The 23,221-nt window shown below is 49.7% G+C and carries 19 protein-coding genes; 5 read left to right on the forward strand and 14 right to left on the reverse strand.

Translation table 11 applies throughout. The features are described from left to right. Positions 1–44 precede the first annotated feature (44 nt). Entirely contained in the window at positions 45–1,292 is a 1,248-nt protein-coding gene (locus tag HMPREF9469_RS02350) for a GGDEF domain-containing protein (RefSeq protein WP_007858793.1), read from the forward strand. 26 nt (positions 1,293–1,318) lie between these two features. Here the strand turns inward: HMPREF9469_RS02350 and HMPREF9469_RS02355 are convergent, their stop codons facing one another. The 9 genes from HMPREF9469_RS02355 to HMPREF9469_RS02395 form a co-directional block, all read right to left on the reverse strand. Then, on the reverse strand, positions 1,319–3,784 hold the full coding sequence (locus HMPREF9469_RS02355; protein ID WP_007858795.1) for a homocysteine S-methyltransferase family protein: 2,466 nt from the start codon (positions 3,782–3,784) through the stop codon (positions 1,319–1,321). A gap of 57 nt (positions 3,785–3,841) precedes the next feature. After that, the gene (locus tag HMPREF9469_RS02360; RefSeq protein WP_040415384.1) at positions 3,842–4,876 is read right to left on the reverse strand and encodes a threonine aldolase family protein; all 1,035 of its coding nucleotides are present in this window, start codon (positions 4,874–4,876) and stop codon (positions 3,842–3,844) included. Between the two features lie 53 nt (positions 4,877–4,929). Then, on the reverse strand, positions 4,930–5,580 hold the full coding sequence (locus tag HMPREF9469_RS02365) for a vitamin B12 dependent-methionine synthase activation domain-containing protein (RefSeq protein WP_007858799.1): 651 nt from the start codon (positions 5,578–5,580) through the stop codon (positions 4,930–4,932). Between the two features lie 28 nt (positions 5,581–5,608). After that, positions 5,609–6,463, reverse strand: a complete 855-nt coding sequence (gene metF, locus HMPREF9469_RS02370; RefSeq protein ID WP_007858801.1) for a methylenetetrahydrofolate reductase [NAD(P)H] — start codon at positions 6,461–6,463, stop codon at positions 5,609–5,611. A gap of 111 nt (positions 6,464–6,574) precedes the next feature. Then, on the reverse strand, positions 6,575–9,028 hold the full coding sequence (locus HMPREF9469_RS02375; protein WP_007858803.1) for a glycogen/starch/alpha-glucan phosphorylase: 2,454 nt from the start codon (positions 9,026–9,028) through the stop codon (positions 6,575–6,577). A gap of 60 nt (positions 9,029–9,088) precedes the next feature. Further along, a complete protein-coding gene (ileS, locus tag HMPREF9469_RS02380) occupies positions 9,089–12,223 on the reverse strand; it encodes an isoleucine--tRNA ligase (protein ID WP_007858805.1) in 3,135 nt (1,044 codons plus the stop codon). A gap of 629 nt (positions 12,224–12,852) precedes the next feature. Beyond that, entirely contained in the window at positions 12,853–13,593 is a 741-nt protein-coding gene (locus HMPREF9469_RS02385; protein ID WP_007858806.1) for a hypothetical protein, read from the reverse strand. Between the two features lie 3 nt (positions 13,594–13,596). After that, on the reverse strand, positions 13,597–14,226 hold the full coding sequence (locus tag HMPREF9469_RS02390; protein WP_007858807.1) for a hypothetical protein: 630 nt from the start codon (positions 14,224–14,226) through the stop codon (positions 13,597–13,599). Positions 14,227–14,237: 11 nt separating this feature from the next. After that, complete coding sequence (locus HMPREF9469_RS02395; RefSeq protein WP_007858808.1) at positions 14,238–14,903, reverse strand: hypothetical protein; 666 nt, start codon at positions 14,901–14,903, stop codon at positions 14,238–14,240. Positions 14,904–15,203: 300 nt separating this feature from the next. Between HMPREF9469_RS02395 and HMPREF9469_RS02400 the strand changes: the two genes are divergently transcribed. Both HMPREF9469_RS02400 and HMPREF9469_RS02405 read left to right on the forward strand, forming a co-directional pair. After that, positions 15,204–15,404 carry a hypothetical protein gene (locus HMPREF9469_RS02400; protein ID WP_007858809.1) on the forward strand — a complete coding sequence of 67 codons (201 nt, stop codon included), beginning with the start codon at positions 15,204–15,206 and terminating at the stop codon, positions 15,402–15,404. Positions 15,405–15,587: 183 nt separating this feature from the next. Then, complete coding sequence (locus HMPREF9469_RS02405; protein ID WP_007858810.1) at positions 15,588–17,045, forward strand: nicotinate phosphoribosyltransferase; 1,458 nt, start codon at positions 15,588–15,590, stop codon at positions 17,043–17,045. Positions 17,046–17,136: 91 nt separating this feature from the next. Here the strand turns inward: HMPREF9469_RS02405 and HMPREF9469_RS02410 are convergent, their stop codons facing one another. Together HMPREF9469_RS02410 and HMPREF9469_RS02415 are read right to left on the reverse strand one after the other, a co-directional pair. Next, positions 17,137–17,880: an SIR2 family NAD-dependent protein deacylase gene (locus HMPREF9469_RS02410; protein ID WP_007858811.1), complete on the reverse strand. Its 744-nt coding sequence runs from the start codon at positions 17,878–17,880 to the stop codon at positions 17,137–17,139. 91 nt (positions 17,881–17,971) lie between these two features. Then, positions 17,972–19,267 carry a galactokinase gene (locus HMPREF9469_RS02415; RefSeq protein ID WP_007858812.1) on the reverse strand — a complete coding sequence of 432 codons (1,296 nt, stop codon included), beginning with the start codon at positions 19,265–19,267 and terminating at the stop codon, positions 17,972–17,974. Between the two features lie 434 nt (positions 19,268–19,701). Here HMPREF9469_RS02415 and mnmL point away from each other — a divergent pair, with 434 nt between their 5' ends. Together mnmL and HMPREF9469_RS02425 are read left to right on the forward strand one after the other, a co-directional pair. Further along, a complete protein-coding gene (gene mnmL, locus HMPREF9469_RS02420; protein ID WP_007858813.1) occupies positions 19,702–20,706 on the forward strand; it encodes a tRNA modification radical SAM protein MnmL/YtqA in 1,005 nt (334 codons plus the stop codon). Between the two features lie 93 nt (positions 20,707–20,799). Further along, positions 20,800–21,996 (forward strand): NADP-dependent isocitrate dehydrogenase, encoded by a 1,197-nt coding sequence (locus HMPREF9469_RS02425; protein WP_007858815.1) that lies wholly within the window; start codon positions 20,800–20,802, stop codon positions 21,994–21,996. An 87-nt stretch (positions 21,997–22,083) separates the two neighbouring features. Here HMPREF9469_RS02425 and HMPREF9469_RS02430 read toward each other — a convergent pair whose 3' ends face one another. The 3 genes from HMPREF9469_RS02430 to HMPREF9469_RS02440 are packed head-to-tail and all read right to left on the reverse strand — an operon-like array spanning position 22,084 to position 23,145. Continuing rightward, entirely contained in the window at positions 22,084–22,347 is a 264-nt protein-coding gene (locus HMPREF9469_RS02430) for a hypothetical protein (RefSeq protein WP_007858816.1), read from the reverse strand. 11 nt (positions 22,348–22,358) lie between these two features. Then, positions 22,359–22,745: an SHOCT-like domain-containing protein gene (locus HMPREF9469_RS02435; RefSeq protein ID WP_007858818.1), complete on the reverse strand. Its 387-nt coding sequence runs from the start codon at positions 22,743–22,745 to the stop codon at positions 22,359–22,361. Between the two features lie 40 nt (positions 22,746–22,785). Then, positions 22,786–23,145, reverse strand: a complete 360-nt coding sequence (locus HMPREF9469_RS02440; protein ID WP_007858820.1) for a DUF2089 domain-containing protein — start codon at positions 23,143–23,145, stop codon at positions 22,786–22,788. Between the last annotated feature and the right edge of the window lie 76 nt (positions 23,146–23,221).

The raw sequence follows: 23,221 nt of genomic DNA on the forward strand, positions 1-23,221 counted from the left end.
GAGGGACTTGGCAGTTAGTATTATATGACAGGGGATATTACATCATGCTAAACAATGTGAAAAAAAACATAAGTACAGCTTTTCCGCTTTTCAGATGCGAGACAACATTCAGACATGTACAGGAACTGTTTGACACGGTCCAGACCATGAACATCAGCCAGACACTGAACTTTTCCGTTCTCCTCATTGTACTGGAACTGGTGAATCTGGTCAGTTACCTGGCCGTGGACATAAGCAGCAGGCTGATCTCACCCATCAGCATGGCCATCGTCCTGTTCCTATTGTTCATGGTAAGCAATCTGTTCTACTGTGAACATATATTCAAATTGGAGCGCAACCGGAGGACACGCCGTATGATACAATACCATACCTATGTGTTCACCTCACTGCTTGGCTTATTCTGTCTGTTGATCAATCATTATTGCCTGAAGAGCAGGATGACTGCGGAAAGTGTGCTTATGTTCTATATCTATATTGCAGCAGGGCCCTTCTTTACGTTTACCGAGGCAGCCACCGCCGTATTCGTCACAGCGGGACTGGCTCTTCCTTCCTTTGTGACACAGCGGGCGCCGGTGGCCCTGTACTCCAACCTGTTCCTTTACAGCTTTATCAGCCTGTTCCTGTCCCAGGTCCGCTGCCGCATTATCGGAAACAACCTGCGTATGCTGCGGGAAGCGCGTGACGAACAGGTCTACCTTCAGAGCAGGGCTGACAATGACCCCCTGACCCATATACCTAACAGAAACGGATTTGCCCTGGGCCTGGAGGCGCTGATGCCCGGGGCCATTCGGCTTCAGATCCCTGTGGCTGTCATTATGGTGGATATTGATTACTTTAAACAGTACAATGACACATTCGGCCACGTGGCGGGGGATGAATGCCTGAAACGGGTGGCGGATGCGCTGGCCACCCACATCCATCAGGAAAAGGATCTGATCTGCCGCTTTGGCGGAGAGGAGTTTGAGATCCTCCTGTATGGGATCAAACCGGAGGACGCCGTCCAGGTGGCGGACCGTCTCAGGTTGTCTGTAACCGACTTAAGGATCCCTTCAGCCAACCACAGCATTTCTCCCTATGTGACCATCAGTGTGGGAATATGCAGCGCCATCCCCACCTCCCTGGAAACATACCCCAATATGGTACAGGCTGCTGATGATGAACTATATTATGCAAAAAACCACGGCAAAAATATGGTCTCCTTCCGCGAGCTGCCCCCTGAACAAAATAAGGACACGGCAGCACCTACTGTGGTCCAGTGTGCCGCCGCATCCTATGAACTGCCCCGTCTCTAAACCCATGGGGCTTTATTTTTGTGTTTTTACCTGACAAAAATGCTCTCCGCATAATTGACAGATGCCATGGCGTCCCGGCAGTACATGTCGGCTCCTATGGTCTGGGCATACTCTTTTGTGAGCACTGCCCCTCCCACCATCACCTTGACGTTTGGCGCTGTTGCCCTGAGCTTTTGGATGGTCTCCTCCATGCTGGGCACCGTGGTGGTCATAAGGGCGCTGAGCCCCACAAGGGGAACCTTTCCCTTTACAGCCTCCTCCACGATCCTCTCCGGAGGCACATCCTTCCCCAGATCCATTACATCATACCCGTAATTTTCCAAAAGCACCTTTACAATGTTTTTTCCGATATCATGGATATCGCCTTTAACGGTTGCCAGAATGACAGTGCCTTTTTTCTCCTGCACCTGACCGCTTTGGTCCATCCTGGTCTTAATGACCTCAAAGGCCGCCTTTGCCGCCTCAGCGCTCATAAGGAGCTGTGGAAGGAAGACGGTTCCCTTTTCAAACCCTTTGCCCACCCGGTCCAGGGCAGGGATCATGTGGTCATTGATAATGTCCAGGGCATCCCTTTTCTCCAGCAGAACACCCACTGCCTGGTGGGCCGCATCCTTCAGTCCCCGCTCAATGGCCGAGGTAAGGAGCGCTCCGGCATCTTCCCCGCCGGACAAAGCCGATGATGCGCCGGACGCCTGGCCGCCGTTGCCTGCCGCCTGGCCCGCGCCGTTCTTTCCTATGGTCCGCCCAAGGCCGGATGCCTGGCCGCTGTAGATGCTTATATACCGGCCGCACTGGGGATCCCTGTCCATCAGGGCATTAAAGCTGTAAAAAGCACGCATCATGGCCTCGGAGTTGGGATTGATAATAGCCGCATTCAGCCCGGCCTCCATGGCCATGGTAAAAAAGGCCCCATTGATGATCTCTCTCTGGGGAAGGCCAAAGGAAATGTTGGACACCCCCAGCACCGATTTGCCCCCCAGTTCATCCCGGATGCGCCGCAGGGTCTCCAGTGTGGTCAGGGCCCCCCTGCTGTCCGAACTCACAGTCATACACAGGCCGTCCAGTATGATATCTTCCGGCCCGATCCCATAATCCGCAGCTGTATCAATGATCTTACGGCCCACTGCAATACGGCCCTCTGCCGTCTCCGGGATCCCGCCCTCATCCAGGCACAATCCCACCACAACGCCGCCGTATTTTGCAACCAGAGGAAACACCTGGCTCATAACCTCCGCCTTTCCGTTGACGGAGTTGATCAGAGGCTTGCCGTTATAAACCCTCATGGCCCGCTCCATGGCTTCGATGTTGGAGGTGTCGATCTGCAGCGGAAGATCGATAATGCTTTGAAGTTCCTTTACCACCTCCTCCATCATGGAAGGCTCATCTATCTCAGGCAGACCCACATTCACATCCAGCACATCGGCTCCGTTGTCCTGCTGGCTCACCCCTTCCCTGAGGATGTATTCCAGGTTATGGTCCCGGAGAGCCTGCTTGAATTTAGATTTGCCCGTGGGGTTGATCCGCTCCCCGATAATGACCGTTTTCCTGTCCACCACCACGGCCTGGGCATAGGAGGAAATAACCGTGCGCCTTTTTTTCTCAGGCCATCTTACGGGGATGTCCTTACAGAGCTTAACAGTCTCCCGTATGTGGTCCGGAGTGGTGCCGCAGCATCCTCCCACCACGGCGGCTCCCATGTCTACGATCTCCCTCATGACCTGGGCAAACTGGTCTTCGTTGATATCATAGACCGTTTTCCCGTTCTCGCTTCTTGGAAGTCCGGCATTGGGATTCACCATAACAGGAAGGGAAGTCACTTCAAGGATATCCTTCAGGATCCCCTTCATCTGCTCCGGTCCCAGTCCGCAGTTGATTCCCAGGGCATCCACCCGCAGGCCTTCTAACAGCGCCACCGTGGATTCCACATTTCCTCCTGTGAGAAGCTTTCCCTTCTCATCAAAGGTCACTGAGGTAAACACGGGAATATTTTCACCTGTCACCGGATCCACCCCGGCTTCCTTTGCAGCCAGCACCGCCGCTTTCAGCTCATAGCTGTCGCTCATTGTGGCAATGAACACCAGGTCGGCCCCGGCCTTAACACCGTAAGCCACCACTTCCTTGTACAGACTTACCGCATCCTCAAAGTCCAGGTCTCCCAGGGGCTTTAACAGTTTTCCCGTGGGCCCCACGTCCAGGGCAACATAGCCATGTCCCGCTTCCTCCACTGCCGCCTTTGCGTGTCCCACCGCCGCAGTAATGATCTCCTCCAGGTTGTCCTTATATTTAAGCCCATTGGCTCCAAAGGTGTTGGTTTCCATGATATCAGCCCCTGCCTTCAGGTACTGCCTGTGGATATCCCTTACAATCTCAGGATGGGTCAGGTTCCACATCTCAGGCATTTCCCCTGCCTGAAGTCCCCGGGCCTGAAGCATGCTTCCCATTCCGCCGTCACAGAACAGGCGGCGTACTTTCATTTCCTCTAATAGTCTCATTGTCATTCCTCCCAAGCAGTATCCATCCCGGAGCATGTTCCAAATACACTCCAGGTGTTAGCTGTTTAATATATCCTTTACCAGGGCATCCACATGCTCCTCGCTGGTAACCCAGCTGGTACAAAGCCGGATGGCCGTGTGGGTCTCATCCACCCGGCCCTGGTTGGTATAGCTGTATTTATCCTTCCATTGCTCCAACAGGGCATCAGGCATAATGGGAAATACCTGGTTGGTGGTATTGGTCACCAGGAAGGGAATCTCTTTGTCCCGGCATGCCTTTCTGATCTTATCCGCCATCCTGTCCCCATGGCGTCCCAGTTCCATGTACAGACCGTCCCGCAGCAGTTCTCCAAACTGGATCCCCAGAAGCCTTCCCTTTGCCAACATTCCGCCTCTCTGCTTAATGTGGTAGCGGAAATCCTTTTTCAGCTCCTCATTGGTGATCACCACCGCTTCACCGAACAGGGCGCCCACCTTGGTTCCCCCAATGTAGAACACGTCACAGTTGGAAGCCAGAACCTTAAGATCCACATCATTGCCCTCTGCCGCCAGTCCGTATGCCAGACGGGCGCCGTCCACAAACAGGTACAGGCCCCATGTTCTGCACACCCTGTAAAGAGCTTCCAGCTCAGCCCTTGTGTAGATGGTCCCCAGCTCCGTGGGATTGGATATATATACCATTCCCGGCTGCACCATATGCTCAAAGCTTTCATCGTTAATATGGGCCAGGTACAGTTCCTCCACCTGGGACGCAGTGATCTTGCCGTCAGCGGAGGGCAGCGAAAGGACCTTATGCCCGGTTGCCTCCACTGCCCCCGTCTCATGTACATTGATGTGGGCGGTCACGGCTCCCGCCACACCCTGGTGGGGTCTGAGGGCGGATGCGATTACTGTGGCATTAGCCTGGGTGCCGCCCACCAGAAAGTGGACGCCGGCATCTTCCTTTTGACAAAGCTCCCTGATGATCGCGGCAGCCTCCTCACAATAGGGGTCTTCCCCGTATCCCGGAGTCTGCTCCAGGTTTGTCTCCATCAGTTTGTTTAAAATGCGCTCATGTGCGCCCTCGCTGTAATCACAGTTAAAACGTATCATTATAATATCCCCTTTGCCTGATTCAATCTTCATGATTCCCATTCGTCCCCGGCTCACCGCCTGTAAAGACAATCCCTTTTCCCGCAGGATTCGCAGCCCTTCACATCGCAGCGGTAAGGCTTCTTGCTGACTCCCATCACCGCTGTCACTGATTTGGACGGCATCATAAGAAGGCTGTCCGTCAGCTTGATCCCGATCCTTTTGCCTGCCTCCAGGCTGTCCAACAGCCTCTGCTGGCAGTCCAGGGGAAAGTCCCCGTACCCGGGGCTGAATCTGGGCCGCAGATACCGGTCCCCGGATTCATACTCCTCCCTAATGCCCGTACACACCTGGTCGCAGTATTCCTCTATCATGGCCGTGGCAGCCGCCTGCATGATCACCGCCTTGCTCATCTGAAGTTTGTTGTATTTCTGGATCAGATGGTCCGCTCCCGTACCCAGGGTGGCGGCAAACACAATGATCTGGCCGCAGTCCCTCAGATTCCTTGACAGATTCCTGCTCACGGTCTGGAAACAGCCGCCGTCCACCGCGTCCTCCGGCCCCAGGATCAAAGGATACTCCCTGTACAGACAGCGGGGCTGAGCTTCCTTTAACAGCTGTGCGATACACTCCTCCACCAGACCCATCACGGCCTGATCCGCCTCATGTCTCCCATAGCCCAGATACCGGAGCACTTCCCCCCGGTTAATGTCATCTGTATTCATCGTTCCCTCCGACTAAAACTCCCTGCCTCTACAGTATCTCAGAAAGATTTTCCCTGATCTTCATGGCCACATCCGGCTTATTCATAGAGTAAACGTGGATTCCCCTGACGCCGTTGGCGATCAGGTCAATGATCTGGTCCGTGGCATATGCGATCCCTGCCTGCTTCATGGCTGCAGGGTTATCTCCGAATTTGTCCACAATGGCCAGGAACCTGGAAGGCAGGTAAGTGCCCGACATCTGGGTAATGCGTTTGATCTGTTTGGCGCTGGTCACCGGCATGATCCCCGCGATCACAGGAACCGTGATCCCCTTTTCCCTGATGCGGTACAGATAGCTGTAAAGGATGCTGTTGTCAAAAAACATCTGGGTGGTCACAAAATCGCAGCCGGCCTCCACCTTCTCCTTGAGATAATCCATGTCCACGGATTTGTTGGCTGATTCCACATGGCCCTCCGGGTAACAGGCGGCCCCAATACAGAAATCCCCCGACTGCTTGATCTCATGGATCAGTTCCGAAGCGTAATGGTATTCCCGCGGAGTCCGGCCGTCAGCCGGAATGTCTCCCCTCAGGGCCAGTACATTTTCAATGCCGTGGTTTTTCAGTTCCTCCAGCACGGAGTGTACCTTATCCCGCGTGGATGACACACAGGTGAGATGGGCCAGGGGTGTCACCCCTGATTTTTGTATATCGGAAGCGATCCCCACCGTATAATCGCTGGTCCCTCCGCCTGCCCCGTATGTAACACTCATAAAATCAGGCTTCAGCGTTGCAATCTTTGCAGCTGCCCGCTCCACCGTATCATAGGCATCCTCTGTTTTGGGAGGAAACACCTCAAAAGACAGGGTGGGCCTTCCCTGAGCCAGTATATCGCGTATCTTCATTCTTATCGTCCTCTCCTTCCCGTATCCTGCTTTTACAGAAATGCCCCGGCTGCCTCCATGTTTCAGGCTTGCCGGAGCATATTCAGTACCGCACAGCAGCACCGGAATGTATTACATTTCCACTGTCACCTTTTCAAGGTGCCAGATATCCCTTACATACTCCTCAATGGTTCTGTCCGAGGTAAACTTACCGCTGCCTGAAATGTTGAGGATCGCTGCCTTTGCCCACCACTTCTCGTTCCTGAATGCCTGATCCACCCTTTCGTGGGCCTGGGCGTAGGAACGGAAATCCTTCAGGATAAAGTAGGTGTCCGCCTTGTCGCTGCTCTTTGTATTCAGAAGGGAATTGTAGATATCCCGGAACAGTTCTGGGTTGTCAGGCGCATAGTAGCCGTTGATCAGCTGCATCAGCACCCTGCGGATCTCCTGGTCATTGTTGAAAATATCCATGGGGTAATATCCGCCGTTATTCTCGTAATTGATCACCTCATCTGAGGACATGCCGAAGATAAAGGCATATTCCTGGCCCACTTCCTCCACGATCTCCACATTGGCTCCGTCCATGGTGCCCAGGGTCAGGGCACCGTTGAGCATAAACTTCATGTTGCCCGTGCCGGATGCCTCCTTACTGGCCGTGGAGATCTGCTCACTTACATCAGCTGCCGCAAAGATGAGCTCTGCGTTGGATACGCGGTAATTCTCGATAAACACCACCTTGATCTTGCCCCCGATGGATTTGTCATTGTTGATCACATCCGCCACGGAGTTGATCAGCTTGATGGTGAGTTTGGCCCGCTTATAACCGGCGGCGGCCTTTGCGCCAAAGATAAAGGTCCTGGGTACCATATCCATCTCCGGGTTATCCTTTAGCTGGTTATACAGGTACATCACATGAAGTATGTTCATCAGCTGGCGCTTATACTCATGAAGTCTCTTTACCTGCACATCAAAGATGGAGCGCGGATCCACATCGATCCCGTTGTGCTCCTTGATGTATTTCGCAAGGCGTATTTTATTCTGGTACTTGATATTCAGGAATTCCTGCTGGCACTTCTCATCATCGGCATAGATCTCCAGCTTCTTGATATGCGGAAGGTCTGTGATCCACTCATCCCCGATCTTGGAGGTGACCCAGTCGGCCAGAAGGGGATTGCCGTGAAGCAGGAACCTTCTCTGCGTAATGCCGTTTGTCTTGTTATTAAACTTTTCAGGCATCATCTGGTAAAAATCCTTCAGTTCCTGGTTCTTTAAGATCTCTGTATGCAGTCTGGCAACACCGTTCACGGAAAAGCTGGCCGCAATGGCCATGTATGCCATCTTCACCTGACCGTCATAAATGATGGACATGCTGCGCAGTTTATCCTGGTTGCCCGGGTACATGGACTGGATCTGGTTCTGGAACCTGCGGTTGATCTCCTCCACGATCTGGTAAATACGCGGAAGCAGGCGTGAGAACAGCTCAATGGGCCACTTCTCCAGGGCCTCCGACATAATGGTGTGGTTGGTATAGGCACATGTCCTGGTGGTTACATCCCATGCCTCCTCCCATGTCAGCCCTTCCTCGTCCAAAAGGATACGCATCAGTTCCGGTATGGCAACTGTGGGGTGGGTATCGTTCAGCTGGAACACCACCTTTTCATGGAACTTGCGGATGTCCTCGTGTTTCTCCTTATATTTTGTAATTGCCCGCTGTACACTGGCGGAAATAAAGAAATACTGCTGTTTCAGGCGCAGCTCCTTGCCCGCGTAGTGGTTGTCATTGGGGTAGAGGACCTCCACAATGGTTTTTGCCAGATTTTCCTGCTCCACTGCCTTCTGGTAATCTCCCCGGTCAAAGGAATCCAGGTTAAATGTATTCACCGGTTCCGCATCCCAGATACGAAGGGTATTCACCACATTGTTGCCATAGCCGATCACCGGCAGGTCATAGGGCACCGCACGCACGGTCTGGTAACCGTCCTGCACAAAATGGTTCACGCCTCCCACATTCTCAATGCGCACATATCCCCCGAACTTGACCTCCTGGGCGTATTCCGGGCGGCGGATCTCAAAGGGGTTGCCGTCCTTCAGCCACTCATCCGGCACCTCGATCTGGTACCCATTCTCAATCTTCTGTTTAAACATACCGTAACGGTAACGGATCCCGCACCCGTAAGCCGGATAACCCAGAGTTGCAAGGGAATCCAGGAAACATGCGGCCAGGCGGCCCAGACCGCCGTTGCCAAGGGCTGCATCCGGTTCCTGGTCCTCGATCATATTCAGATCAAATCCCAGTTCATCCAATACTTCCTTGATTTCATCATGGGCACAGATATTGATAATATTGTTGCCCAGGGCCCGGCCCATCAAAAACTCCATGGACAGATAATACACTGTCTTAACGTCCTTTTTCTCGTATTCCTTGTGGGATGCGATCCACTCGTCTATAATGACGTCCTTTACTGCAAACGCAACCGCCTGGAACACCTGCTGCGGCGTGGCTTCATCAATGGTCCTGCGGAACATGTTCTTAACATTGTCTATGACGCTCCGCTTGAATGTGGCCTTATCGAATCCTTTATTCATCAGCATTATCCTCCATCCTCATATAGGCGGGGTGCTTAAACCCCGCCTCCCATATTACCATTATTTCATGGTCTTTTCAACACCGAGCATTACTTTTTCACCGTTAATGCTCCACTCCTTGGCATAACCTCCCATGCCTCCCAGGAAGATGGTATCGGCCATAACTTCCGCCTTTATCTCATCTGCATGGGCCTTTAAAAGCTCTGCGATCTTGTCATTGTCGTCCTGGTACACGGCGATATGGTCCATCACCTCAAAGCCTGCCTCCTTGCGCATGGTCTGTACCTTGCTGATGATCTCACGGACAAAGCCCTCCTCGATCAGCTCCGGTGTCAGATTGGTATCCAGCACAACGGTCACGTAGTTGTCTTCCTCCGTCACATACCCGTCCTTTTGGGACACATCGATCAGAAGGTCATCCTTGGTAAGGACCACTTCCTGTCCGTCAAAGTCAAAGGTCAGGGCGCCTTTTTCATTCAGTGTGTCCATGGCAGCGCTGCCGTCAATGTCTGTCAGGGTCTGGCGGATCCTGTTCAGCAGTTTGCCGTACTTGGGTCCCACGGTCTTAAGCTGCGGTTTAAATGTGTAGGAGGTAAATGCCCTCACATCATCAGAGAAGATCACCTGCTTTACATTCAGTTCATCTTCTATGATCTCCACATAGAACTTAGACAGCGCATGGTCGGCCTTTACATACATTTGACCAATGGGCTGACGGTTCTTTATATTAGCCGTATTCCTTGCCGCACGGCCCATGACAACCGTCTTTAACACCTCGTCCATGTCCGCCTCCAGGCTGGCATCGATCCAGTCCTCCTTCACCTCCGGGAAATCACACAGGTGAATGCTCTCAGGCGCGTCTCCATCGATCTTTCTCACAATGTTCTGATAGATCTGCTCTGTCATAAACGGGATCATGGGAGCCGCTGCTTTGGCAGTTGTCACAAGGGCGGTATACAGTGTCATATAGGCATTGATCTTATCCTGCTCCATTCCCTTTGCCCAGAAACGCTCGCGGCTTCTGCGCACATACCAGTTGCTCATGTCATCCACAAACTCCTGGAGAGACCTTGCAGCCTCAGGGATCTGGTAGTTCATCAGGTTCTCATCCACGCATTTTACCATGGAATTCATCTTGGACAGCAGCCATTTGTCCATGACCGGCAGCTTGTCGTACTCAAGGTTGTACTTGGTGGCGTCAAAATTGTCAATGTTGGCATAGAGCACCCAGAATGCATAGGTGTTCCACAGAGTGCCCATAAATTTGCGCTGTCCCTCTGTCACAGCCTTATCCTGGTATCTCTTTGGAAGCCAGGGAGCGCTGCAGGTGTAGAAGAACCAACGGATCGCATCCGCGCCGTGGGCTGCCAGGGTATCAAAGGGATCCACCGCATTGCCCTTGGACTTGCTCATCTTCTGTCCGTTCTCATCCAGCACAAGACCCATAACAACTACATTTTCATAAGGCGCCTTGTTAAACAGCAGGGTGGATTCCGCCAGAAGGGAGTAGAACCATCCTCTTGTCTGGTCCACTGCCTCGGAGATAAACTGGGCCGGGAACTGGGACTCGAATAATTCCTTGTTCTCAAATGGATAATGATGCTGGGCAAATGGCATGGCTCCTGAGTCAAACCAGCAGTCGATCACCTCCGGCACACGCTTCATGGACTTGCCGCACTTGGGGCACCGGATGTTTACATTGTCAATGTAAGGACGGTGAAGCTCAATATCCTCCGGGCAGTTGTCGGACATGCTCTTTAACTCTTCAATGCTGCCAATGGAGTGCTGGTATCCGCACTGGCACTCCCAGATGTTAAGAGGCGTGCCCCAGTACCTGTTCCTGGAAATACCCCAGTCCTGGATGTTCTCCAGCCAGTCGCCGAAACGGCCCTTGCCAATGGAATCAGGCACCCAGTTGATCGTATTATTGTTGCGGATCAGGTCGTCCTTTACCGCCGTCATCTTGATAAACCAGGATTCTCTCGCATAGTAGATCAGAGGAGTCCCGCATCTCCAGCAATGGGGATAGCTGTGCTCAAATGCAGGAGCTGCCAGCAGAAGTCCCCTGGACTCCAGATCCTTTAACACCAAGGGATCCGCATCCTTTACAAAGGTTCCTGCAAAGGGTGTCTCAGCCGTCATATCGCCCTTGGCATCCACCAGCTGTACAAAGGGAAGGCCGTATTTGCGTCCCACATTGGCGTCATCTTCACCAAACGCAGGGGCAATGTGTACGATTCCCGTACCGTCTGTAAGGGTGACATAGGTATCGCACACCACATAGTATGCTTTCTTGTGCTGCTTCTCACACAGAGGCACCGAGCAGTCGTACAAAGGCTCATACTCCTTAAATTCCAGATCCTTGCCCTTGTAGGTTTCCAGCACTTCGTAATCCTCGCCCAACACCTGGGTTGCCAGGGCCTGGGCAATATAGTAGGTATAACCGTCACCTGTCTTAACCTTGACGTAATCCTCCACCGGATTCACGCACAGCGCCAGGTTGCTGGGAAGGGTCCACGGCGTGGTGGTCCATGCCAGGATATAGGCATCCTCCCCCTTTACCTTAAAGCGTGCAATGGCGGAGCGTTCCTTTACATCCTTATATCCCTGTGCCACCTCGTGGGAGGACAGAGGGGTGCCGCAGCGGGGACAGTAGGGAACCACCTTAAAGCCCTTGTACAAAAGGCCCTTGTCCCAGATCTGCTTTAATGCCCACCACTCGGACTCGATAAAATTATTCTCATAGGTCACATAAGGGTCATCCATGTCGGCCCAGAAACCAACGGTGTTGGAGAAATCCTCCCACATGCCCTTGTATTTCCAGACACTTTCCTTACACTGCTTAATAAAGGGCTCCAGTCCGTACTGCTCGATCTGGTCCTTGCCGTCCAGCCCCAGCTTCTTCTCCACTTCCAGCTCCACCGGAAGTCCATGGGTATCCCATCCCGCCTTGCGTGGCACCATATAGCCCTTCATAGCGCGGTATCTGGGGATCATATCCTTAATAACACGTGTTTCCACATGGCCGATATGAGGTTTGCCGTTGGCAGTTGGCGGCCCGTCATAAAACACGTAAGGCTTGCATCCCTCGCGCATCTGAATGCTCTTTTCAAAGATATGCTCATCTTCCCAAAATTTTTCTACTTCTTTTTCCCTTTCCACAAACTTCAGGTCTGTGGAGACTTTGTCATACATCTTTGTATTCCTCCGTTCCTAAATTGATCCATTTGTTCTTTGATCCAGTGATTCCGGTATGTGTTATGATGACTGAGGTCCCATGGAAGTGATATACCCATAGAACAAAAAAGCTCCCGTCCTTAACAGGACGAAAGCCATAAAACTTCCTTCGTTTAACCACCTATTACTGCATACCATCATATGAGTTCCCTTAACGCAGGAAATGCGATCCGGCTTACCAAAGGGCGGGCGCCGCAAATATCTCGGCCGGACAGCTCCGGAGTGATCTTCAGTTCTGCGCTACTTGTACCGGGATCCCACCCTCCCCGGCTCTCTGAAACGTTCCTGCAGGCCTACTGTCTCCATCACAGCTTTTGTTATTTAACTTCTTTATTATAATAATGGGCGTGAAAAATGTCAACTGAAACCGTATAACAAATAAAAATGTTATAAAACAGAAGTTTCCATCATATACTATAATATTCCCAATTCATATTTTAATCATACCGCGAGGTGCGAGTCATGACGAATCAACTGCATTATCGGATCATTTTTTCATCAATCCTGAAAAACGAACATTTTGATTTTAATTTCTCCAAAATCATATCAATAAACAGGCTGATTGATTCTTATCTAATTATCTATCTCTAATGTTTAGCTTCAATAAGACTGGCTCCAATATGGTCACATATTGGTTTAAAATCTTTTTTATTAGTTGTGGCAACGTTACCATCTTCCAGCTCTAATGATTCAATGGCAATAATACAATCTCCAAGGCTTTTACAAGCATTACCCTTAGGTATCTCATCCGAATCATTTAAACATTTTAATACTGGTAACATCTTTGCCGGAACATCTGCATGATTCTCCAGACCTCTCACAAGACTTTGATTCTTTTTCCAAAACGTTTCTATCCCGCATTGGTCATCTGTCTTTCGACACCTGATCCCATCTAATTGCATGCTCCCCTTTTCTGCTATTAAATTTGCTTTTGCCCTGGCACACTGGGTTTGATCCAATAATTCTTCATTGATACCATAATAGAAACGAAATAAAAGCTTTTCAGGATAAATTTCCAAATATTCCTTAATCAAATCAAAATCTTTATCAAACTCCCTGGACAGGTCATTCACCAGATATAACATCCTTGTCTTAGATCTGTTACTATATACATCTGCGATCTTTTGATATACTTCAGTCAAATTTTCTTCAATCTGCATGATACTATACAAAGTCACAAAATCATTTATTACATTTGCTTTAAACTCACCTAAAACATAAGATGAACAATAGCAGTCATTTGCACGAAGAAAAGCTTCTATCTGCGCTTTTTCAACTGGTTTGAATATCCTGTTTATCTGAATTGTTGTGTCCAATAATACATTCATAAATTACTCCCAGGCAGGAAAAACTTCTATCCCGCAATTGTATAACTCTTTATCATATTGATAATACTGTTGTTTAGAGATATACCTGTCTTCACATTTTTTTACCATTCTAGTAATAACAGCGATCTGTTCTGCTGTAAATAGCCCCTTAGAATAATTCCTTTTAATTGCCTCATGCAGCAACAAAAGCAGCTGCCTTTTATAATTATCTTTTTCTTTTGGTATCACTTTTAATAAACTACGTACTTCACCAACAATTTTAGCTGCACATTGTACCTGGAAATGAATATCATCATTATCAATTAATTCCTCAACTACCTGCTTAAGCAAACCTGACTTTGATTCTAATTTATTTTCCTTGAGTTCTATATTCCAAAACATCGAACTCTTTAACAGGTCATTTTTAATCTGTTGGTTCATATTGAAGTCAGACATAGGCTGATTTTCAGGAATATACACATATTTAGCTTTGTTTAATTTTGCAGCAATTTCATCCAAACCCAATTCCAAATTACTAATTCTGGTATCCTGTTCCTGTATTTTCAACTGCATAATTGTATTATACAACTGATTCTGAAGACCAGAGTATTCCATATCAACTGATTCATCATATTTCAGCAATTTTTGCGGCATGTAATCACCTTCTATAATTTTTCTTGTATTCTTTTCAATTCATCAATCAGATATTCAAGATCATATTTATCACAAATAAATGATATTTCCTCCGAACGATTCGATGATATGATATTCATCAATTGTTTTGGTAAATTTATATCCACAAGTACATCATCTGTCTTTATTTTTATATTGGCATAGGCAACACTGCCGTCTTCATCTATAGTTCTATTAAAATCATAATCAATATCGGATAATTTATGGCTGATTGTGTTTTGTTTTAGAAAATATCTGTTTTTTTCTTTTTGACTGTATAATTTTTGGTACGCATACCTTCTCTTTTCCAACTTGAATTCACTAATACTTTTTATACTGTCCTCATCAACTTTTTCTTCTATTAAATATTTAATTAATCCCTTTTCAACTTCCAGTGGTTCATTATAATTCTGCTCCAAAATGGTCAATATCTCCGATTTCAATATATCATTGTAATCCGTCCAGCTCAGTTCAGTATATTTCTCCTCATATTCTCTTTCCGTAAGTAAAAACTTGATCGTAATATCTCTCATAAATCCATATACAATTATTATTTTGTCTTCGTCTAATAATTCCTTCGTATAATCAATCGCAATTTTAAACAAATCTAGATCACTGTCAAATCTAAATCCCACCGGAAATTCATAATTTTTGCCCATAATCCTCACCTCACATTGGTTGAACAGATACTCCATTAACTCGATTATAAAACATTCTTTAATATACGTCTAGATTAATCTTTTTACATTCCGCCAAAACCATTCTCATCCTCTCTTCTCTATTATAACAGAAATTAATTTTTGTTCATAATTTTTTTACTCATTCGTTTATCCTGATTCCACATAATTCATAAGGGGATCCGGTATAGTTTTTACCGTACTGCAAAAACTAAAACCAGGCGCGCATATGGGTGAAATAATCATCCCGCGGTGCTAAAATGCAATACAGGAGGTAACGTCATGGCAAAAGCAGGTATGAGAAGGCCTGATCCTTATGATCCCAAAAATCACGGCACGGAAAATCACCAGAACATGCATCACCCGGAAAACAAACAGGCCCAGGTTCCTGAGATACAGGGTGCGGCTAAAAACGGGAACGCCAAGGCCGGCCCGATCAATGCCCCCAACTGGGCCAGGGAGGATTACAAAACCGGAAACTGATCTGAGAGCAGGGAGATCCATTCCCTGCTTTTATTTTATAGATTGTTAAGAATTTAACATTTCATTTGCCTTTTGTAAAATTTGTGCTATACTACTAACCAACATACAAGCGCAGCCGCCAAAATCCAGCCGGACCGCACCAAATGCGGACAGCTCCCGGCCACGCACCAGGGAGGAACCTATATGGAACAGAGAAATCTTACATTACTTACAGACCTGTATGAGCTGACTATGATGCAGGGCTATTTTAAGGAAAAGGACGCCAACGAGACCGTTATCTTTGACATGTTCTACCGTACCAATCCCCATGGCAACGGGTTTGCCATCTGTGCAGGCCTTGAGCAGGTGATCGAATATATCCGAGACCTGCATTTTGATGAAAGCGATATCGCTTATCTGGGCAGCCTGGGGATCTTTGAGGAGGACTTCCTGGACTATCTGAGGGACTTCCGTTTTACAGGTGATATTTACGCCATTCCCGAGGGGACCATCATCTTCCCAAGAGAACCCCTTGTAAAAGTCATTGCCCCCATCATGCAGGCACAGCTGGTGGAGACAGCCCTTCTTAATATCATCAACCACCAGAGCCTGATCGCCACCAAGACGGAACGGATCGTATACGCTGCCAAGGGAGACGGGGTCATGGAGTTCGGCCTGCGCCGCGCCCAGGGGCCTGACGCAGGAACCTACGGCGCCAGGGCGGCCATGATCGCAGGGTGTATCGGCACCTCCAACGTGCTCTGCGGCAAGATGTTCGATGTTCCTGTAAAAGGCACCCATGCCCACAGCTGGATCATGAGTTTCCCGGACGAACTCACGGCCTTCCGCACCTACGCGAAGCTGTATCCAACCGCCTGCATCCTTCTGGTGGACACCTACGACACCTTAAACTCCGGCGTCCCAAATGCGATCAAGGTATTTAGGGAAATGCGCCAGGCCGGTATCCCCCTGACTTTTTACGGCATACGCCTGGACAGCGGCGATCTCGCCTACCTTTCCAAAAAGGCCAAAAAAATGCTGGATAATGCCGGCTTCCCGGACGCGGTGATCTCCGCCTCCAACGACCTGGACGAGAACCTGATCAACTCCCTGAAGATGCAGGGCGCCACCATCAACTCCTGGGGTGTGGGCACCAACCTGATCACGGCAAAGGACTGCCCCTCCTTCGGCGGTGTATACAAACTGGCGGCAGTAAAGGACAAGGCCACCGGCCAGTTTATTCCCAAGATCAAGCTTTCGGAAAATGCAGAAAAGATCACCAATCCGGGCAATAAAACCATCCAGCGCATTTACGACAAGGCCACGGGCAAGATCATAGCCGATCTGATCTGCCTGGTCGGCGAAGAGTTTAACACAGGCAACTCCCTCCTTCTCTTTGACCCCATTGAGACCTGGAAAAAGACCATGCTGGCACCGGATTCCTATACGCTCAGGGAACTGCTGGTCCCTGTGTTCCTGGAGGGCAAATGCGTCTATGATTCACCCAAGGTAATGGACATCCAGGCCTACTGCAGACGGGAGCTGGAAACCCTGTGGGATGAGTCCAAACGTCTGATCAATCCTCACGAAGTCCATGTGGACCTGTCCAATGAGCTGTGGCACATAAAAAACCAGCTGCTGGATTCCTACCACAGGAACTGAGACAGCGCAACGAACAGCAAAGCCGCAGGCCAATTGATTTACTGGCCTGCGGCTTTGTTCCTGTCCGGATTTGATTTTCAGCTTTTATCTTTTATTCTTCCTCCACCAGCAGAGGCAGTATATTCTGGGGAAGGTCATAGACCACCATGTCGGCTTTCTCATCCAGGGGCCTGGGCGCCCTGTGGATGATGATCATCTTCTTTCCCTGAAAATACCGTATGTAATGACTGTACACCTCGGATCGGAGGGATGTTCCCAGTACCAGAAGCACCTCGGCCCTGGATATCTCCTCCGCGGTCCGGCTCATCAGCCCGCTGTCCACCATCTCCCCGTAAAGGAAGGTGCCCGGGCGTATGATGTGCCCGCAGTCCTCACAAAGGGGAATGTGTTTTGAATTCTTCATGTATTCCATGGAATATTTTTTGCCGCAATGGGTACATGTGTTATCATAGATCCCTCCGTGGAGGTAGATCACATTTTCCACTCCGGCCGCCTTTGGAAGATCAAAAATACTGGTGGTCACAACACACTGAAGCCTGCCCTGCCGTTCCATCTCGGCCATGGCTTCCACTGACGGTGTCATGCTGGGAACCTTTTCCAGGATCTCCTTTTTATAAAAATCATAAAAGATTTCCGGCCTCCTGGAAAAACAGGATATGTGGAACAATTCCTCCGGGGACTCGCCATACGTTTGTTCAATCTCGTATGCCCTCCCCTCCTCCTTCAGTCCCAGTATGCCGCCCTCTTCCATCATACCGGACCCACAGACAGCCACCGTATAACTGCTGTCAGCCAATGTCTGTTTCAGGAGTTTCAATGTCTCTTTACCTATCATACAAATGCTCCCCCCTCTATCATTTTCTGACCTTATTATACCCTATTATCCTGCTGTCCGCCACCATATTTTTGGGGAAAGCAGACCCGCATCATCCCATATGGTCATTGATACAGATCGCCCCGTATGGACGGATGCTCATACGAAAAGCACTGCCCTTTCCCGTACAGTTTTCAATGTATTCAACATACTCATCCACCAGTTCATTGGGAAGCATGGCCATGATCACACCGGCAAACCCTCCGCCGTGGACACGGCAGGCGCCCTTTTGTTTCCCGGCAATAAACAATTCGGTCAATGCCAGGGTCACTGTGATGCCCTGTTCCTGGTAATTGCTGTTGGTAAAGCAGTTCTGAAGCCATTTCCAGGAAGAGTTTCCCGATGCTGTGATGTTGGCCAGAAAATCCCCAAAGCGGTTCTCCTTCAGCGCAGCCACCTCTGCTTCCACCCTCTTGTTTTCCTCAAAGAAATGAAGGGCGCGAAGCACGGAACGATCCCCCGCAAACTCCCGCACCGCTGCCAGGCTGCGGATCACCTCTTCCTCCGACACCTGGGCCAGCACTTCCTTGCCAAAATACTGGGCCACCTTCTTCATCTCGCTGGGAACGGATGAGTAGTCCGCGCTCAGGTCAGCGTGGCCCTTGCCGGTCTGGACAATGATCAGGCTGTGGTTCTGGGATCCGAAATCAAACTCGATTTTCTCCACTACCGGCGCTGAAGGCTCCACAAAATCAATGGTGATCAGGCCACCCACCGCGCAGGCCATCTGGTCCAGAAGGCCTGACGCCTTATCCCAGTAGTTGTTCTCTGAATATTTTCCAATATGGGCGTATGCCACATTGTCCATGCGTCCCTCATTAAAGAATGTGTTGAGCATGGAGCACAAAAGCATCTCAAAAGCAGCCGAGGAGCTGACGCCTGCCGCACTGATCACATTGCTGGTAATGTATGCATTAAAGCCTCCCACATCATAACCCGACTCCTCAAATCCCTTTAACAGCCCCTTTACCAGGTCCACGGTCCCTGCCTTTTTATCGCTGGGCTCCAGATGGTTTAAGTCAATGGTAAAGTCCTGATTATACGTCTCACTGACAATATGTACATAGTTGGAGCTGTTCTTTGCAGCCACTCCCACACAGTCCAGGTTAATGCTTCCCGCAAGGACCTTTCCATGGTTATGGTCCGTGTGGTTTCCGCTGATCTCCGTGCGTCCCGGTGATGAAAACAAAAGCACATCCCCGCTGTCTCCAAATGTTTTCTCATATCCTTTCAGCAGTTCCTGGTACCGTGCCATGTTCTCAGCCACTGCGTCCTCTCCGTACAGCTTAGCCAGAAGTTTTTTTGTGTTTTCACTTTCCATCAACCGGATGGTATCATTTACCTTCATGCCTTACCTCTCCTTTAATCATACACAAAATCAGGGGCTGTCCCCTGTCTGTGATCAGTTTAACACAACAGCAGCCCGGACCACAATAGAATATTTTACTGCATTGTATGAATTTTTATGGAAATGCTTTCTGCTCCCGCCTACTGCCTATTTTGATGGCCTCCAGACACTGTCCGGCTGCGTGTGATCCTCGTTCTTCTCTTCGGAGATGATCAGGCTGCGCAGATCATGGTGCAATAGTCCCCGGTGGGCCAATAGGGCTGATCGTCATATACCGTAAGGGCATATTCCGAGAGCAGGCGCGAAAGACTGTCAAGCTGGGTTGGGTATCATTTCTGACTACCTGATTTCACAGGTTCCAAACAGTTTTTATGGAAATACTCCCTCTTTCCTGGTATAATCCAAAAAGAAAATAACCGGAAAGGCGGCGCCCTATGGACTGGAACGGTAAACCTTATCATTCCCTGGATTATGAACTGAAACAACAATTTGGACAAAAGGTATATAAGCTCTCGCTGAACGGAGGCATGACCTGTCCCAACCGGGACGGGACGCTGGGCACGGGCGGATGTATTTTCTGCAGCGCGGGGGGATCAGGGGATTTTGCATCCCCTGCCATGGAATCCGTTACAGCACAGATCGAGGCCGCCAAAGCCCAGGTACGGAGAAAAATGACGGGCAAGGGCGCATATATCGCCTACTTCCAGTCCTACACCAATACCTATGGGCCTGTCTCCCGCCTGCGCTCTGTCTTCACGGAAGCCATCTGTCATCCGGAGATCGCGGCCCTGTCCATTGCAACCCGGCCGGACTGTCTGGAACCGGAGGTGGTGGAACTGTTAAAAGAACTTGCCGCCATCAAGCCCGTGTGGGTGGAATTGGGCCTGCAGACCATCCACCAGTCCACGGCGCAGTTCATCCGCCGCGGCTATCCCCTGCCCGTGTTTGAATCAGCGGTGGACCGGCTCAAAAAGGCGGGGTTAACGGTCATTGTCCATGTGATCCTGGGACTGCCGGGCGAGACAAGGGAAATGATGCTGGACACGGTCAGATATCTGGCTGAAGGGATAACAGGCGCCGGCCAGGCCAATTCCGGGCTGGCAGGCATTGGTCCAGCCGTTTCCGGGCGGCCAGGTGCAGGCCAGGCCGCCGCCATTGACGGCATCAAACTACAGCTGCTCCACATACTGGAGGGCACGGACCTGTCCCAGCTTTACCGCAGCGCCCCCTTTCCGGTCCTGGAAATGAGTGAATATATTGATCTTGTCATAGACTGCGTGGAACTTCTTCCGCCTGAGATGACCATACACCGCATCACCGGTGACGGCCCGAAAAAGCTTTTGATCGCCCCGTTGTGGAGCGGCAACAAGCGCCTTGTGCTCAACACCCTTCATCAGCGTTTTAGGGAAAGGGACACATGGCAGGGGAAAAACAGGTGAAAACAAGCTTAAAAATTTTAGAGTTTTAAACTTGTTCTAACCTGTAATTCGTTGTATACTATAACATAATGCAAAAAATCAGGAGGACATAGTATGGACAAAATTAAGATGACCACCCCCATTGTAGAGATGGACGGCGATGAGATGACGAGGATTCTCTGGCAGATGATCAAAGACAACCTGATCCTGCCGTACATAGATCTGAAGACAGAGTACTACGACCTGGGTTTGGAATACAGGGATGAGACAAATGATCAGGTAACCATCGATTCCGCCAACGCCACCAAAAAGTACGGTGTGGCTGTCAAGTGTGCTACCATCACCCCCAACGCAGCCCGCGTGGAGGAGTATCATCTGAAGGATATGTGGAAAAGCCCCAATGCCACCATTCGTGCCATCCTGGACGGGACCGTGTTCCGCGCCCCCATTGTGGTAAAAGGGATCGAGCCCTGTGTAAAATGCTGGAAAAAGCCCATCACCATTGCAAGACATGCCTACGGTGACGTGTATAAGGCTTCTGAAATGAAAATCCCCGGCCCCGGCAAGGTGGAACTGGTATACACGGCAGAGGACGGGACTGAAAGCCGCGAGCTGATCCACAGCTTTAACTGCCCCGGAATCGTACAGGGTATGCACAATGTTAACAAGTCCATTGAAAGCTTTGCCAGAAGCTGCTTTAACTATGCCCTTGATACCAAGCAGGATCTTTGGTTTGCCACCAAGGATACCATTTCCAAACAGTATGACCATACCTTTAAGGACATTTTCCAGGAGATCTTTGACAGTGAATATACAAAGAAGTTTGAGGATGCGGGCATTACTTATTTCTACACTCTGATTGATGATGCCGTTGCCCGCGTTATGAAATCTGAGGGCGGCTATATCTGGGCCTGCAAGAACTATGACGGTGATGTGATGAGCGACATGATCTCCTCGGCCTTTGGTTCCCTGGCCATGATGACCTCTGTTCTGGTATCCCCGGACGGTAACTTCGAGTACGAAGCAGCCCACGGAACAGTACAGCGCCATTACTATAAGCACTTAAAGGGCGAGGAAACCTCCACCAACTCAGTGGCAACCATCTTTGCATGGACCGGCGCACTGAGGAAACGGGGCGAACTGGACGGCAATCAAGATCTGATGGAATTTGCCGACAAACTGGAGAAGGCCACCCTGGATACCATTGAGGGCGGCGAAATGACCAAGGACCTGGCCCTTATCACTTCCCTGCCGGATCCGGTTGTGTTAAACAGCGAGGACTTTATCAAGGCCATTGCACGCAGGCTTTAATACTAAAATAAGCATATATACAAAAACACCGCCCGGCCGCTGGAATCCAGTGACCGGGCGGTATTCTTAAGTCCCGTATATCGCTTTTTACAGTTTAACTGATAAATATGTGCCGTCCCCTGTCTCCACATGGATTACTTCCAGGCCCTTGCTTTCTTTGATCACATCCAGGCATTCTTCCAGCACCATAAGGATATGATCTTTTGTAACCAGGCCGCCATATGGCTCCGGTATATTGGCCCTGATATCCTCCATAATCCTTTCAGGCATCCATCTCATGGCCAAACCCATAAATTTCACCGGCACAGGCAGAAACAGGCGCATCCCCTTTGTCCTGATCTTAACAATCATATCTTCGGCCCCTATTTGTCAACATATACCCTTACAGTGGAGCCGTCCGCAGCCTCCACATTGACAAAGTCCCCTTCCAGCTCATCATCCAGACATTCGGAAATGGCTTCCATCATACTGGCAAGATCCACACCCTGAAGATCCTTTTCCGGTATGGGAAGTTTGCCCGTTGCCTTCAGTACCTTCTTAATGGCTCCAACAGGAAACTGGACCTTGACCTTGTCCCCGGAAACGCTGTCCACAATAATGCGAAACATCTTCTTATCATAGTTGATCCGTTCGATCCCTGTCTCCGGTGCCTGTGAATCCAGATTCATGGCCGCGATCAGCTCCGCTCCCTGCTCCGCCGTGATGGTGCCTTCCTCTATCATCTTTAATATTCTTAGTTTTTCATCCATAATGAATGCTCCTTATTCTTGAAATCGTGGTTTCTGGCTGCTACTTTAATTGGGCAATGGCCTGTTCTGCTGTTATCTCCCCATTCTCCAGCGCCCTTAGGATCTCTTCCTTTCTGGCCGCCTGATCATCGGTTCCCGTCTCATATCCCAGCTTCTTGATCACTGCTTCCAGCTTGGAGCGTACCGTGGGATACGATATCCCCATGGCCTTTTCCACTTCCTTGATATTCCCCCTGCACCGGATAAATGTCTCTGTAAAATACAGTTCCTCATCGGAGAGATAATCAAATTTACTGAGTTTAAAATTGTTCTCAATCACCGTATCGCAGGAATCACACTTAAGCCTTGCCACGGTCAGCTCACTGTTGCATACCGGACAACGGCTGATAACCTTTTTCATCTCATCACTTCCCTTCTTTTCCCTGCTGCCTGATGTCAGTATACTACCACAATCTCATAAATGTCAATATAAATAT

The sequence above is a fragment of the [Clostridium] citroniae WAL-17108 genome (genome assembly GCF_000233455.1).
GTDB lineage: Bacteria > Bacillota > Clostridia > Lachnospirales > Lachnospiraceae > Enterocloster > Enterocloster citroniae.